This is a genomic window from Dialister succinatiphilus, from assembly GCF_928721695.1.
In the GTDB taxonomy this organism is placed as follows: domain Bacteria; phylum Bacillota; class Negativicutes; order Veillonellales; family Dialisteraceae; genus Dialister; species Dialister succinatiphilus.
The window spans coordinates 1,222,464-1,234,447 of sequence record NZ_OV788641.1 but is presented as its reverse complement, the minus strand read 5'-3'; the positions used below and the strand labels follow the sequence as shown (position 1 = coordinate 1,234,447).

The following is an 11,984-nucleotide window of genomic DNA, read 5'->3' as shown; positions in this document are numbered from 1 at the left end:
TCTATTTTTTAAGAGAAACGGCCAAACCGTCTCCTTCTTTATATATACGAGTTTCATATTTTTCGTTCACATAATCTATATATTCCCGAAGTCTCATGACCAGGGTGCGGTACCGGTGAGGCACAGGATCCTTTGCTTCCACCAGCCCCCGGAAGAGGACGTTATCTGCCGCAATGACAGCCTTTTCGGAAAGGAGAGGCTCAATAGCCTTCAGTTCTCTCAGGTACTGTCCTTTGGGCCCGTCCAGGAAAAGGAAATCATAGGGCCCCGAAAGGGTAGGAATCACCTGTCCCGCATCCCCCAGAATGCAGTGGACCCGGCCCGTGAGGCCCGCTCTTTCCATCACCTGCACCGCCATGTGATATCGCTCTTCATCAAGCTCCACCGTATGGATCTGGGCCTTTGGAAAACGCTCTGCCAGAAGAAGAGCAGAGTAGCCGATGGCCGTTCCTATTTCCAGCATGCGGCGGGGCTCCGCCAGGGCTGCCGCCTTGAGGAGGAGCTCCCGCTCCGGCCCCCGGATAATGGGCACTCCCTTTTTCTCTGCATGGTCTTCCAGTTCCCTTTTCAGGACCTGCCAGTCATTTCCCATAAATGTTCTCCGTTTCCGCCTGATGCTCCTCATAGGATTTCGTAAAGACGTGGTGTCCGTCAGGCTGGGCTACATAGTAAAGGTACTCTCCCGGCTTTGCATCCAGCACCGCTTCAATGGCATCCATGCCGGGGCTTCCAATAGGACCTGGCGGCAGGCCTTTATGGGTATAGGTATTGTAGGGGGAGTCGATGCGGGTATCCTGTATGGTAAGCTCCGCCTTCGGACTGCCCAGGGCATACTGGATGGTGGCGTCTATCTGGAGAGGCATGCCTATGGAAAGACGCTTCAGCATCACCGATGCAATGGGCTCCTGGTCTTCCTTGAACCGGGCTTCCTTTTCCACCATGGAGGCCAGGGTCATGAGATCATGGAGGGTCAAATGCTTTGCCTGCGCCTTCTTTCGAATCTCCGGCGTCAGCATGTCATCGGTGCGCTTGTACATCATATCGCAGATCTGCCGGGCTGTATACTCTTTGGGAATATTATAGGTGTCAGGGAAGAGGAATCCCTCTGCCTTTACCGATACCGGCAGCGGACCGTACTGGTATTTCAAGGGGCCGTAGGAAACGGCCTCTCCTTCAAAATCATCGGCCCCCTTGACACCGGCTTCATCCAGAAGAGCCGCTATCTGGTGTACTGTATACCCTTCGGGCACCGTAACAAATACGGATTCTGTCATGCCTGAACGGAGCTTGGTCATGGCCTCTTTCACCGTCATTCCCTGTTTCATCTTATAGGTCCCGCTCTGCAGGCTCTTGCCGCTTCCCAGAATCCTGGAATACATCCGGAACAGGGTGCTGCTCCGGATGACGCCCTTTTTCTCCAGGGTATCTGCAATGTCCCGGCCTGTAGAATTCCGGGGCACATCCACCATGGCCGTGCCATGAAGTCCCACCCTGTCGAAGGCATAGAAATACACACCGGCCATAAGAAGGACCAGAACGAAAAGAATGCCTCCCAGAGCTGACCATTTCCGGCGGTCCTCCTTCCGGGGAAAGAGGGTCCTTTCCGTTTCTCCCGTGTCTTCTGTCTTTTTATCTTCCAAATTGCACCTCTCAAGAAATTTCAAGGGATTCCAGATCGTATATGGAAATAATCATAAATTATCTTATAATTATATCATATACTATGAAAAGGATTCATATTCTTTATTCAGCACTCTCTTTGGAATGCTGATAAAAGAAAGGAGTTTATTATGATTATCAAAGGAATCACTGCACAGATTACAAGAACCATTACCGAAAAGGATACGGCGGAAAAGGTAAGAAGCGGGTCCCTGCCCGTATTGGCCACGCCGGTGCTGTCGGCGGCCATGGAGGAAGCGGCCTGCAAGGCGCTGGCACCGCATCTTACGGAAGGGGAAACCACCGTAGGCGGTTCCATTTCCCTTATCCATAAAGCCCCCACCCTGCCGGGCCATGTGATTACCGTTACCGCCACGGTAACAGAGGTGAAGGGAAAGAGAATTTCCTTCCACATCACCGCTGCCGATGAAAATGGGGACATCGGAGAAGCAGACCATGACCGCTTCCTGGTAGATGGCGTAAGGTTTATGGAAAAAGCGGAACAAAGAAATGGAAAAAAGCAGTAACCCTTCCTTTTTCATCCGCCAGGCGTCCATAGAAGATGCACCTTCCCTTCTTTCCATTTACCGGCCCTATGTGGAAAACACGGCGATTACCTTTGAAGAAGACTCGCCGACCCTGGAAGATTTCCAGCATCGCATGGCCTCTACCCTGGAACGGTACCCCTATCTTGCCGCCCTTTCCGATGGCCGGATAGCAGGTTATGCCTATGCCGGGCCCTTCCATCCAAGGAAAGCCTATGACCATGCCGCAGAACTTTCTATCTATATAGCTCCTCCTTTCCATCACCGGGGCCTGGGGAAGGCGCTCTATGGCCAGCTGGAGTCCATCCTCCTTTCCCAGCAGGTATTCAACCTCTATGCCTGCATTGCCGTCACAAAAGAGGAGGACCCCTTCCTTCCCAAAGACAGTCCCCTTTTTCACAGAAGTCTTGGATTCAAAACCCTTGGCCGCTTTGAAAAGTGTGGGTATAAATTCGGCCGCTGGTATGACATGATCTGGATGGGAAAGGAAATCGGGAAACGGCCTCTCCATCCCGGAGCGTTTATTCCCTTCTCCCAGCTGTCCTCCAGGCTGTAAATTTCCATGCTGCACCGGTCAAAAACAGCAAAAAGGTCTGTGAAGAAATGATTTCCATTTTTTCACAGACCCTTTTCTATTCCTCCCTTTTCAGTACCCCTGTACCGTCAAAGGCGGGAATGAACATTTTGTCGGAGCTGGCTTTCTGCTGGACGTAGCCGTCTACGATGCCCAGTTCTTCCATATAGCTTTCGCATTCTTCGTATTCCTCATCGGTAATAGGACGGTTGATTTCAGGATATTCCGCTGCCCTTCCGCAGGGTACATACTGGCGCATGAGGCTGAAGAGTACTTCGCCGGGAGCGAAGGTGCCGGCCACATACTCCAGTACTTTCTTCGTATTCTCCACCTGTCCCGGAAGGATCAGGTGGCGGATGAGTACGCCTTTCCTGAGGATGCCGCTGCTGTCTATTTCATAGGGACCGGTCTGGCGGAACATCTGCTCAATGGCGGCGGTGGCCTTTTCAAAATAGTCCGGCGCATCGCTGTAGCGGGCAGCAGCGCTGCTGTCTGCGTACTTCAGATCCGGCAGCCAGCACTGTACCTTGTTTCTAAGGAAGGCCACGGTGTGCACGCTTTCATAGCCGCCGCAGTTGTATACCACCGGCACCGGAAGCGGGTCCCGCAGGCTCTGGAAAATGGCGTGGGTGTAGTGGGTAGGGGTGACCAGGTCGATGTTATGGGCTCCCTCCTCAATAAGTTCGAAATAGATTTCCCGAAGCCTCTCCACGGACACTTCGATGCCCTTTCTCATTTCCGATATTTCATAGTTCTGGCAGTATACGCAGGACAGGTTGCAGCCGGCAAAGAAAACGGTGCCGGCGCCCCGGCTTCCTGCAATGCAGGGTTCTTCCCAATGGTGGAGGGCAGCCCTGGAAATGACGGGAAGCATGGCGGAGCGGCAGTATCCCACATTCCCTTTGTCCTTTACCGATATTTTTCTTTCTATTTTACATGCCCTGGGGCACAGGTTGCATATACTCATGATGTACTCCCTTTCCGCCGGCTCTTTGCCGGTTATTTTTTTATTGTAGCACAGGAAGCCAAGGACTTCCTTTTCCTCATGGAAGAATGATATATCTGCATTCCATGAATAGATAAAATTCATTGATTCAAGCTGTTAAAAATCATATAATAAAAGCGTAAAAAATGTTCTATGGCGTTTTTTCCAGACGCCGGAATGCTTTTCAACGCGAAAGGAGCTTATTCATGGAAAACAATGCAGGTCTCATGGAGCGAATTTTCCATCTGTCGGAAAGTCACACCACCGTAAAGACCGAAATCATGGCAGGGATTACCACGTTTATGACCATGGCCTATATCCTCGCCGTCAACCCTTCTATCATGAGTACCACCGGCATGGACAAGGGGGCCGTCCTTACTGCCACTGCCCTGGCCGGCTTCCTGGGCACCATGCTCATGGCCGTTTTTGCCAACTACCCCTTTGCCCTGGCACCGGGCATGGGGCTCAACGCTTTCTTTGCCTTCACTGTAGTAAAGCAGATGGGCTATTCCTGGGAAATGGCACTGGCTGCGGTCTTTGTGGAAGGGATCATTTTCATCGTCCTGTCCCTGACCAATGTGCGTGAAGCCATCTTCAACGCCATCCCCATTAATCTGAAGAAAGCCGTATCTGCAGGTATCGGCCTTTTCATCGCCTTCATCGGTTTAGGCTCCGCCCAGATCATCGTGGCCAATCCTGCCACCAAGATTTCCCTCTTTTCCTTCAAGCAGGCCATGGCCGCCGGCACCTTCCATACCACCGGCATTACGGTGGTGCTGGCCATTATCGGCGTCCTTTTCACGGCCATCCTCATGGTGAAGAAGGTGAGAGGCAATATCCTCTGGGGCATTCTCTTTACCTGGCTTCTGGGCGTTGTCTGTGAAATCTCCGGACTTTATGTGCCGGATCCTTCCGTAGGCGCATTCAGCACCCTCCCCAATTTCTCCGGCGGCCTTTCCGCCTTTGAACCGAAGAGCATGGCCCCCATTTTCATGCAGCTGGACTTCTCCCAGATAGGCACCTTCAATTTCGTGGTGGTACTGCTGGCTTTCCTCTTTGTTGATATTTTCGATACCATCGGCACCCTCATCGGCGTGTCCTCCAAAGCCAATATGCTGGATGAGAACAACAAGCTGCCCCATATCAAGGGCGCCCTCATGGCTGACGCCGTAGCCACCTCCGTAGGCGCTGTGCTCGGCGTGTCCACCACCACTACCTACGTGGAAAGCGCCTCCGGCGTTTCCGAAGGCGGCCGTACCGGTCTCACCGCTGTCACCGTGGCTGTGCTCTTCCTTCTTTCCATGTTCCTTTCCCCTGTGTTCATGGCCATTCCTGCCTTTGCTACCGCACCGGCCCTGATTATCGTAGGATTCCTCATGTTCACCGCTGTCACCGGCATTGACTTCAATGATCCCACCGAAGCCATTCCCTGCTACTTCACCATCATTGCCATGCCCTTCGCCTACAGCATTGCAGAAGGCATTTCCTTCGGCACCATCACCTACACCCTGATTAACCTCCTCACCGGACGGAGAAGCAAGGTAAGCGCTCTCATGATGGCGCTCACTGTGATTTTCATTCTGAAGTATATTTTCCTCTGATTTCTACTATCCAGGCCTGCGCCGGAAGGCGCAGGCTTTTTACTTGAAAGGAATTCCTAATGGCCTATTTTCTCATGTTCTTTGCCATTGCCATGGAGCTCACCGGTACCACCTTCCTGAAAATGTCCCATGGCTTTACCCTCCCCCTTCCCACCCTGGCATGCCTTGGTTCCTACGGTCTCTGCTTTTTCTCCTTCTCCCGGGCCCTTACGTCCTTGAACCTGGCCCTGGCCTATGCCACCTGGAGCGGTGTGGGCATCCTGGCCACCACCTTCATTTCCTGGTTCTTTTTCGGCGAGAAGCTGACGGCCACTGGAATGCTGGCCATATTCCTCATTATTGCAGGCTGTGTGCTGCTGAACTTCTTCGGCACAAAGTCCTGACGGGAGGTTTCTATGACATATAAAATGTTCCTCCTGGCTCTCACCTTCACCTGTATATCCTGCTCTCCCCTCCATGCCGCAGCGCCGGACATCACCGCCGATGCCGCAGTCATTATGGACGGTTCTGACGGCCGTTTCCTCTACGAGAAAAACGGGACCAAAAGAGAATATCCTGCCAGCATGACCAAAATCATGACCTGCATTCTTTCTCTTGAAAAAGGAAACACCTATCAAACCGTCACTGTGAGCCCAAAGGCAGCGGACGTGGAATCCACGGCATTAAACGGCGGCGAATGGCTCTCTCTGGGGGATCTCCGAAACCAGATGATGATGATTTCCGACAACGGCGCCGCCACGGCCATTGCGGAAAATACGGCCGGCAGTCTTCCAGCCTTTGCAGATATGATGAACCAGAAAGCAAAGGATATCGGCATGACCGGCACTCATTTCGTCAATGCCAACGGCATGCCTGATGAAAATCACTATTCCACCGCCGAGGACATGGCCCGCCTTGCCCGATACGCCATGGAAAATCGAAATTTCCGCTCCATCGTTTCTACCAAAAGGAAACAAATCCGCTATATCCGCCCTGCAGAAATCTTCACCTGTGAAAACAGCAATGAACTCCTCTACACCTACCCCGGCGCCACGGGCATCAAAACCGGCTACACCCGCGCTGCCGGCGGCTGCCTGGCTGCCTCCGCCGTCAGGGACAATCATGAGCTCATCGTCATCATCATGCATTCCAGGGATATGGACAGCCGGTTTACAGAAGCGGCCAAACTGCTGGACTATGGCTTTTCCCTCATAAAAAAAGAGCCCTCTTCTGATAAGAAAAAGGCTTAAAAAGCAGGCGCCTTTCGGCGCCGGAATACAGAGTGCTGTGAAGAAGCTCCCTTCTTCGCAGCACTCTTTTCAATTTCTATGACCCCAGGCGGCCTGCCGTTTCACCCGGGTGACATCCACCATTTTCATTATCTGCCCCCGCTTTCCGGTCTTCCTCCATGAACTCTTCCATATCTTCTTTCTTCATGATGGCCTCCTTTGCATCATCTCCCTGTGCTATCTGCCATGATTGTACCACAGCAGATAGAAAACCGGTTGCGCTTCCCTTTCCTATTTATTAAAATAAATGGAGAAATTGATGTGTAAAATGTATATTACATGAGTCAGAATGCAAATATGTCAAAGGAGCCCCTATGAAAAAGATTCTCATCTCCCTGTCTCTCCTGCTTACCCTGGGCTTGACTGCCTCTGCCGCCCTTCCCAGGGAAGGTGTGTATCTGGATAAAGAAGGCAGTCCCATAACGGAAGAGCAGATGGTCCCTCCGTCGGTGAAGTCGGCCCCCATGCTGCCTCAGTCTGCCGCTGTCCGCGAGGCCCTCTCCCAGCTTCCCCATGCAGCATCCACCGTACTGCTTCTTGCCATTGATGAAGACGGTGCCGTCACCCATGAAGAAATCGCTGAAAGCTCATCCTCCCTGATTCTGGACCAGTACGCCGCGGGATCCGCTAAGTCCTGGACCTTCCATCCCGCCCGCCGGGGAGATCAGGATATTCCTTTGACCGTCCGTATTCCCGTCCGTTTTACGTCAGCCCTGGTATCCGTGCCGCCAGCACCGGAAAAGCAAATCATGGCGGACATGAAGGAAAAGGAAGAGCAGGCCGCCGAAAGATCCGGTCACCCTTCCTTTACGGTGAAGCTCTCCATAGACAGGAATGGAAAAATGAGCGCCCCGCCGGTGATTGAAAAGGAAGGGACCGGCCTGAGCGATGCCGATTTCAAAATCCTTTCTTCCTATATAGAACGGTCCCTCCGGCAGTGGACCTTTGCGCCCGCCAGAAATCCCGACGGTGAAGCCATCGATGCGGAAACGGCCATTTCCATAACCCTATAGTCCATGGCGACATGACACGCTTTGGTCATCCATACCGAAAGGAAAATTTCATAGAAAAAAGGCAGTGAAGAAACAGCAGTTATTCCTTCACTGCCTTTTTTGCAGTGATTCCTTACACTTTCACTGCCTTATATGTCCCGTCTTCCACTTTCAGAAGCACCAGGTCCACTTCCGGGTCCCCGGAGTTGTTGAAGGTCATGGGGCCGGCGGCGCTTTCAAAGTTTTTGATATGGGACAGGGCGTCCCGCACCTTTTTGGAATCCGTGGTGGTGCCTGCATTTTCCATGGCTTTGGCTGCCAGCTTGGCCGATACATAGGCGCAAGCGGCAAAGTTGTCGGGATCATGATGATACCGTTCCCGGAAGTCCTTCACAAATTTTCTTGTAGCCTCGGAGTCCCTGTCCGGGGACCACATGGAGGATACGTACACATTGTCTGCTGCAGGACCTGCAATTTTCACCAGTTCCGGAGACATGAAGCCATTGTCCCCCAGTACCGGCTGGTTCATGCCCAGGTCTCTCATTTTCTTGAGGATGAGCCCTCCTTCCTGGTAGTAGCCTGCCACCACCACGGCATCAGGATTGGCATTGTGGATTTTGGTGAGCTGGGCGGAAAAGTCCGTGTCCTTATCGGCAAAGGTTTCTGTCGCCACGATTTCCACGCCCTCCTTTTCCAGTGCTTTTTTGAAGGTCTTGTAGGCGGACACCTGATGCTCATTGTTGTTGGAATAAAGCACGGCCACTCTCTTATAGCCCAGGAGTTTATGGGTTTTCTCAACAGTCTGGGGGATATTTTTCGATTCCGGCACGCAGTTCCGGAACATATAGTCCCCTATATCCATAAGCCCTTCCGCCGTGGTAGCCACACCCAGAAGGGGAATCTTCGCCTGCTGGAAGAGGGGCCCCACCGCCTTGTATTCACCGGAAATCAAAGGTCCCACCACGATCACCTTTTTAGCTGCAATAAGTTTCTGGGCCGCCGCCACCGCCTGCTGCACATTGCCCTTGGTGTCCACCATTTCCACATCCATGTGGATTTTTCCTTCTTTGTTGATTTCATCCACCGCCATGTCAAAGCCTTCTTTTTCCGCCAGGCCGTAGGAAGCCACGCCGCCGGAAACGCCGTTGATAAAGCCTACCTTGGCGGTCTTTCCGCTGCCCTGTCCTTCTCCCTTTCCGCCGCAGCCGGAAAGTCCTGCACATGCAGCTGTCATCATAAGGCCAAGGCCTGCCAGTTTGAGTCCTTTTTTCCAGTCCATCATTTTCATTTCTCCTTTGGATGAAATAGCACATGTGCAATCTTCACTCTTCCCGGAGGAGCCATAAAAAAAGCCTCTATCTGACATATCAGACAGAGGCGCATGGCGCGGTACCACTCCGGTTTATCGCTCAGCCGCCAGGCATAGGAAGGGAGGAAACAAAAAGCCCCTGTCCACCATGGGACAGGGGCGAAATCGCGGTACCACCCTGCATTATACTCTGAAGGCCTGTCCTGTAACGGGGACTTCCGTCCTGATTTACGGAAATTCTTTCAATCAGGAAGCTCACGAGTGATAGTCCGCAGATTTTCCGCACCGGCTTTCACCATACGCCGGCTCTCTGAAGCTTCCTGTCTGTTTCCTTCTCGTTCACAGCATGTACTGGTTTTGATATGGCTATGATGATACATGATTTCCTTCCATCCGTCAACAGGTAAAAAGCAGCATTGCAGATTTAGCATAAACAGCTCTCTCCATGATTTTGACAGATATATCATTTTGTTTCACAAAGTACCTTGCATTGCAAAGTACTTTGTGATATATTGTTATCGACGAAGAAATTGACTACCGGTTTAATCGCCGGCAGGCCGATTTCCTCTTAAGAACCCCTGATTCCTCAGAAAGGAAAAGCCATGAACATCCAACTGAAAAAAGGCGTCATGGAAATTGTGGTTCTATCTATGCTCAGGCGAAAAGACTACTATGGTTATGAGCTGGTCACGGAGATTTCAAAATACATTGAAATGTCGGAGGGTACTATTTATCCCCTGCTGAACCGGTTCAAGAAGGACGGCCTGGTAGATACCTACCTGGCGGAATCACATAACGGTCCTCCCCGAAAATATTACCGCATCACCGACGCCGGACGGGAGGAATTCACAGAATCCCTCAGGGAATGGACCGAATTTACAAAAGCCGTCAAGAAAATACTGGAAGAAGGAGGCGATATCCATGAATGAAACAGAATTTTTAGATCTCCTGCGCTACTATTTCCGAAATGCAAAGACCGAAGAGGTAGAAGAAATCCTGGCCGATTATGAATCCCATTTTGAAGAAGGGAAAAAGAGAGGCCTGTCAGAGGAAGAAATTGCCAGAGAGCTTGGCAGTCCGAAGGATATCTACAATTCCTTCCAGTCCGAAGGAGTGGTGGATGAAAAGGCCAAAGGCAGCCCGCTGAAAAGCAGGGCTCTGGACATGGCTAAGGACGCCCAGGACAAGATGGGAAAGACCTGGGATGCCGTGAGTCCCCGGCTCCCCGGAGCTGCGGAAGCCACAGCCCGCATGACCGCCCGCCTTCTCACAGCGGCCGGCATCATCATGGCCATCGTGGTCCTGGCGGCTGCGGGACTGGTGATAGGCCTCTTCTCCACCAATCTGGTTCCCTTCCACGGCATGGCGCCGCTGCCCCGGTTCAGTTTCCTTACCCTGGCCTCCATCGGAAGCTTCGGTATCTTTACAGCCCTTTCCATCTACCTTATTGCCAGGGAAGGGAGCCGGGCCATTGAAACGAGCCTGATCGGCACCGGCCATGACAAAGGCGGTGAAACGAAATGAAGAAAATCATCATTTCTTCTGTTCTTGCCATTATCTCCCTCATGGTGGGCACCTTTTCCTTTATCATCAATGACCTGCCCGCCTACCACCGGTGGATGGCGGACAATGGGCCCCGGATGATGGAAAATTTTGACCGCTGGGGGAAGGACCGGAAGGACACAAAGAAAATGCCTTCCAACGACCGCCTGCGGGAAGACAGGAAAGACCATCACGACAGAAATGCCATGGACCAGGACCGGAAAGATATGCCCGATAACCGGCAGGACCGCCAGAAAGATACGAAAGGGCCCGATAAAGAGTAATCCTTCGTCCATCATGGCGGGGATACCAGCCCCGTCCATTGATTTATATATATCCCCAGAATAAAGTGAGGGGGTTTCAGGGAAACTCCCTCGAACAGATTGACCCATTTTGAAAGGAAGGTTCTATTATGAAAAAATTAAACGCACTCATCATTGCTTCCATGACAGGCCTGGCACTGGCAGGCGGTTTCTTCTTTGCCGGCACCGCTTCCGCAGCAGACTACAGACATCCGCCGGAAATGCAGCAGTACAATGGCCGTCCCCAGGTGCACAAGGAAAAGAAACATGTAGAAAAGAAAGACAAGGTCCATAAGGATAAGAAAGACCGGGAAGAAATGAGAGATAAAAAAGACCAGGGTCCTCAGCGCAAGCTGAAACCCTGGGAAGAAAAGTACTATGAACAGCATCCGGAAGCCAGAGAAAGGGATGCGAAGAAAGGAAATCCTGAAAAGAAGAACATAGAAGATGATGACGGCATGACCTGGCACCGTCTGTAATAGATAGACTTACCGTCTACTTCAAAAGAGGTCTTACTATGAGAAACCTGAAAAGAACCATATTAGCCGCAGCTCTGCTGCTTTCCTTCTCTGCCGCCGGCGCCGCCCTGGGAAATGATGTATCCGCCGCCTCCCTGCAGGCTGCCGAACCTGCCGGCCCCGTATCCAATACAGGCCGGGACTACCGCATTGCTTTAATCAATGCGGAAAATTCCAGAGGCCCTGTCATTCATAAGCCCCTGAAGGAAGAAAAGGAAAATCCTGTCTCCCGTCCCCGGGATGTGAAGGATGCCGGAGAAGGCAGCACTTACAGGGAATGTGCCCCTTCCCTCCGTCACCATGACAGAGAGGAAAGCCAGCGCCTGGACGAACACCGCCAGCGCCGCTTTGACAAAGACCATAGTGACCGGGACCATCACTTCGATGAGCACCGCCAGCGCCACTTTGACAAAGACCATAGTGACCGGGACCATCGCTTCGACGAGCACCATCAGCGCCGCTTTGACAAAGACGATAATGACCGGGACCATCGCTTCGACGAGCACCATCAGCACCGCTTTGACAAAGACGATAATGACCGGGACCATCGCTTCGATGAGCACCGTCAGCGCCGCTTTGATAAAGACAAAGACCCCGGCCGGGGCAGACCCGGCGGCCGTCACCATGACAGGGGCAAAAGAAAATCGGCCGCTATGCAGCCGGAAGATGCCCGATTCTGACGAAGCGAT

At 52.3% G+C, this 11,984-nt stretch carries 15 protein-coding genes and 1 other annotated feature; of the genes, 11 read left to right on the top strand and 4 right to left on the bottom strand.

Going from position 1 to position 11,984, the window contains the following annotated elements; genetic code table 11:
* Position 1: 1 nt before the first annotated feature.
* The gene (locus NW747_RS05085; RefSeq protein WP_273188254.1) at positions 2–592 is read right to left on the bottom strand and encodes an O-methyltransferase; all 591 of its coding nucleotides are present in this window, start codon (positions 590–592) and stop codon (positions 2–4) included.
* On the bottom strand, positions 582–1,640 hold the full coding sequence (gene mltG, locus NW747_RS05080; protein WP_273188253.1) for an endolytic transglycosylase MltG: 1,059 nt from the start codon (positions 1,638–1,640) through the stop codon (positions 582–584). Before mltG ends, NW747_RS05085 begins: the two co-directional genes overlap by 11 nt.
* A 150-nt stretch (positions 1,641–1,790) precedes the next feature.
* Here mltG and NW747_RS05075 point away from each other — a divergent pair, with 150 nt between their 5' ends.
* Both NW747_RS05075 and NW747_RS05070 read left to right on the top strand, forming a co-directional pair.
* Entirely contained in the window at positions 1,791–2,186 is a 396-nt protein-coding gene (locus tag NW747_RS05075) for a thioesterase family protein (RefSeq protein WP_273188251.1), read from the top strand.
* Positions 2,170–2,760 (top strand): GNAT family N-acetyltransferase, encoded by a 591-nt coding sequence (locus NW747_RS05070; RefSeq protein WP_273188250.1) that lies wholly within the window; start codon positions 2,170–2,172, stop codon positions 2,758–2,760. Before NW747_RS05075 ends, NW747_RS05070 begins: the two co-directional genes overlap by 17 nt.
* A 76-nt stretch (positions 2,761–2,836) precedes the next feature.
* Here NW747_RS05070 and NW747_RS05065 read toward each other — a convergent pair whose 3' ends face one another.
* The gene (locus NW747_RS05065) at positions 2,837–3,745 is read right to left on the bottom strand and encodes a radical SAM protein (RefSeq protein WP_273188249.1); all 909 of its coding nucleotides are present in this window, start codon (positions 3,743–3,745) and stop codon (positions 2,837–2,839) included.
* A 224-nt stretch (positions 3,746–3,969) separates the two neighbouring features.
* Here NW747_RS05065 and NW747_RS05060 point away from each other — a divergent pair, with 224 nt between their 5' ends.
* From NW747_RS05060 to NW747_RS05045, 4 genes are all read left to right on the top strand, one after another.
* Positions 3,970–5,364: an NCS2 family permease gene (locus tag NW747_RS05060; RefSeq protein WP_273188248.1), complete on the top strand. Its 1,395-nt coding sequence runs from the start codon at positions 3,970–3,972 to the stop codon at positions 5,362–5,364.
* Between the two features lie 59 nt (positions 5,365–5,423).
* Positions 5,424–5,747: a DMT family transporter gene (locus NW747_RS05055; RefSeq protein ID WP_008860267.1), complete on the top strand. Its 324-nt coding sequence runs from the start codon at positions 5,424–5,426 to the stop codon at positions 5,745–5,747.
* A gap of 12 nt (positions 5,748–5,759) precedes the next feature.
* The gene (locus NW747_RS05050) at positions 5,760–6,593 is read left to right on the top strand and encodes a D-alanyl-D-alanine carboxypeptidase family protein (RefSeq protein WP_273188247.1); all 834 of its coding nucleotides are present in this window, start codon (positions 5,760–5,762) and stop codon (positions 6,591–6,593) included.
* A 353-nt stretch (positions 6,594–6,946) separates the two neighbouring features.
* A complete protein-coding gene (locus NW747_RS05045; protein WP_273188246.1) occupies positions 6,947–7,645 on the top strand; it encodes a TonB family protein in 699 nt (232 codons plus the stop codon).
* 112 nt (positions 7,646–7,757) lie between these two features.
* Here the strand turns inward: NW747_RS05045 and NW747_RS05040 are convergent, their stop codons facing one another.
* Positions 7,758–8,906: an ABC transporter substrate-binding protein gene (locus NW747_RS05040; RefSeq protein WP_273188245.1), complete on the bottom strand. Its 1,149-nt coding sequence runs from the start codon at positions 8,904–8,906 to the stop codon at positions 7,758–7,760.
* A gap of 179 nt (positions 8,907–9,085) precedes the next feature.
* Positions 9,086–9,285, bottom strand: a binding site (T-box leader).
* A gap of 250 nt (positions 9,286–9,535) precedes the next feature.
* On the opposite strand from NW747_RS05040, the gene NW747_RS05035 reads away from it, so the two are divergent.
* From NW747_RS05035 to NW747_RS05015, 5 genes are all read left to right on the top strand, one after another.
* Entirely contained in the window at positions 9,536–9,862 is a 327-nt protein-coding gene (locus NW747_RS05035) for a PadR family transcriptional regulator (RefSeq protein ID WP_008860263.1), read from the top strand.
* Positions 9,855–10,457, top strand: a complete 603-nt coding sequence (locus tag NW747_RS05030) for a DUF1700 domain-containing protein (protein ID WP_273188244.1) — start codon at positions 9,855–9,857, stop codon at positions 10,455–10,457. Before NW747_RS05035 ends, NW747_RS05030 begins: the two co-directional genes overlap by 8 nt.
* The gene (locus NW747_RS05025) at positions 10,454–10,759 is read left to right on the top strand and encodes a hypothetical protein (RefSeq protein WP_273188243.1); all 306 of its coding nucleotides are present in this window, start codon (positions 10,454–10,456) and stop codon (positions 10,757–10,759) included. Before NW747_RS05030 ends, NW747_RS05025 begins: the two co-directional genes overlap by 4 nt.
* Positions 10,760–10,887: 128 nt before the next feature.
* Positions 10,888–11,256 (top strand): hypothetical protein, encoded by a 369-nt coding sequence (locus tag NW747_RS05020; RefSeq protein WP_273188242.1) that lies wholly within the window; start codon positions 10,888–10,890, stop codon positions 11,254–11,256.
* Positions 11,257–11,294: 38 nt separating this feature from the next.
* Entirely contained in the window at positions 11,295–11,975 is a 681-nt protein-coding gene (locus tag NW747_RS05015) for a hypothetical protein (protein WP_273188241.1), read from the top strand.
* The last annotated feature ends 9 nt before the right edge of the window (positions 11,976–11,984 follow it).

What these genes read in the sequence shown, in the direction of transcription:
- NW747_RS05060 (WP_273188248.1), top strand. Translation starts at nt 3,970, where the DNA reads ATGGAAAACAATGCAGGTCTCATGGAGCGAATTTTCCATCTGTCGGAA.
- NW747_RS05035 (WP_008860263.1), top strand. Translation starts at nt 9,536, where the DNA reads ATGAACATCCAACTGAAAAAAGGCGTCATGGAAATTGTGGTTCTATCT.
- NW747_RS05065 (WP_273188249.1), bottom strand. Translation starts at nt 3,745, where the DNA reads ATGAGTATATGCAACCTGTGCCCCAGGGCATGTAAAATAGAAAGAAAA.
- NW747_RS05040 (WP_273188245.1), bottom strand. Translation starts at nt 8,906, where the DNA reads ATGATGGACTGGAAAAAAGGACTCAAACTGGCAGGCCTTGGCCTTATG.
- NW747_RS05015 (WP_273188241.1), top strand. Translation starts at nt 11,295, where the DNA reads ATGAGAAACCTGAAAAGAACCATATTAGCCGCAGCTCTGCTGCTTTCC.
- NW747_RS05050 (WP_273188247.1), top strand. Translation starts at nt 5,760, where the DNA reads ATGACATATAAAATGTTCCTCCTGGCTCTCACCTTCACCTGTATATCC.
- NW747_RS05030 (WP_273188244.1), top strand. Translation starts at nt 9,855, where the DNA reads ATGAATGAAACAGAATTTTTAGATCTCCTGCGCTACTATTTCCGAAAT.
- NW747_RS05070 (WP_273188250.1), top strand. Translation starts at nt 2,170, where the DNA reads ATGGAAAAAAGCAGTAACCCTTCCTTTTTCATCCGCCAGGCGTCCATA.
- NW747_RS05075 (WP_273188251.1), top strand. Translation starts at nt 1,791, where the DNA reads ATGATTATCAAAGGAATCACTGCACAGATTACAAGAACCATTACCGAA.
- NW747_RS05020 (WP_273188242.1), top strand. Translation starts at nt 10,888, where the DNA reads ATGAAAAAATTAAACGCACTCATCATTGCTTCCATGACAGGCCTGGCA.
- NW747_RS05045 (WP_273188246.1), top strand. Translation starts at nt 6,947, where the DNA reads ATGAAAAAGATTCTCATCTCCCTGTCTCTCCTGCTTACCCTGGGCTTG.
- NW747_RS05055 (WP_008860267.1), top strand. Translation starts at nt 5,424, where the DNA reads ATGGCCTATTTTCTCATGTTCTTTGCCATTGCCATGGAGCTCACCGGT.
- NW747_RS05085 (WP_273188254.1), bottom strand. Translation starts at nt 592, where the DNA reads ATGGGAAATGACTGGCAGGTCCTGAAAAGGGAACTGGAAGACCATGCA.
- NW747_RS05025 (WP_273188243.1), top strand. Translation starts at nt 10,454, where the DNA reads ATGAAGAAAATCATCATTTCTTCTGTTCTTGCCATTATCTCCCTCATG.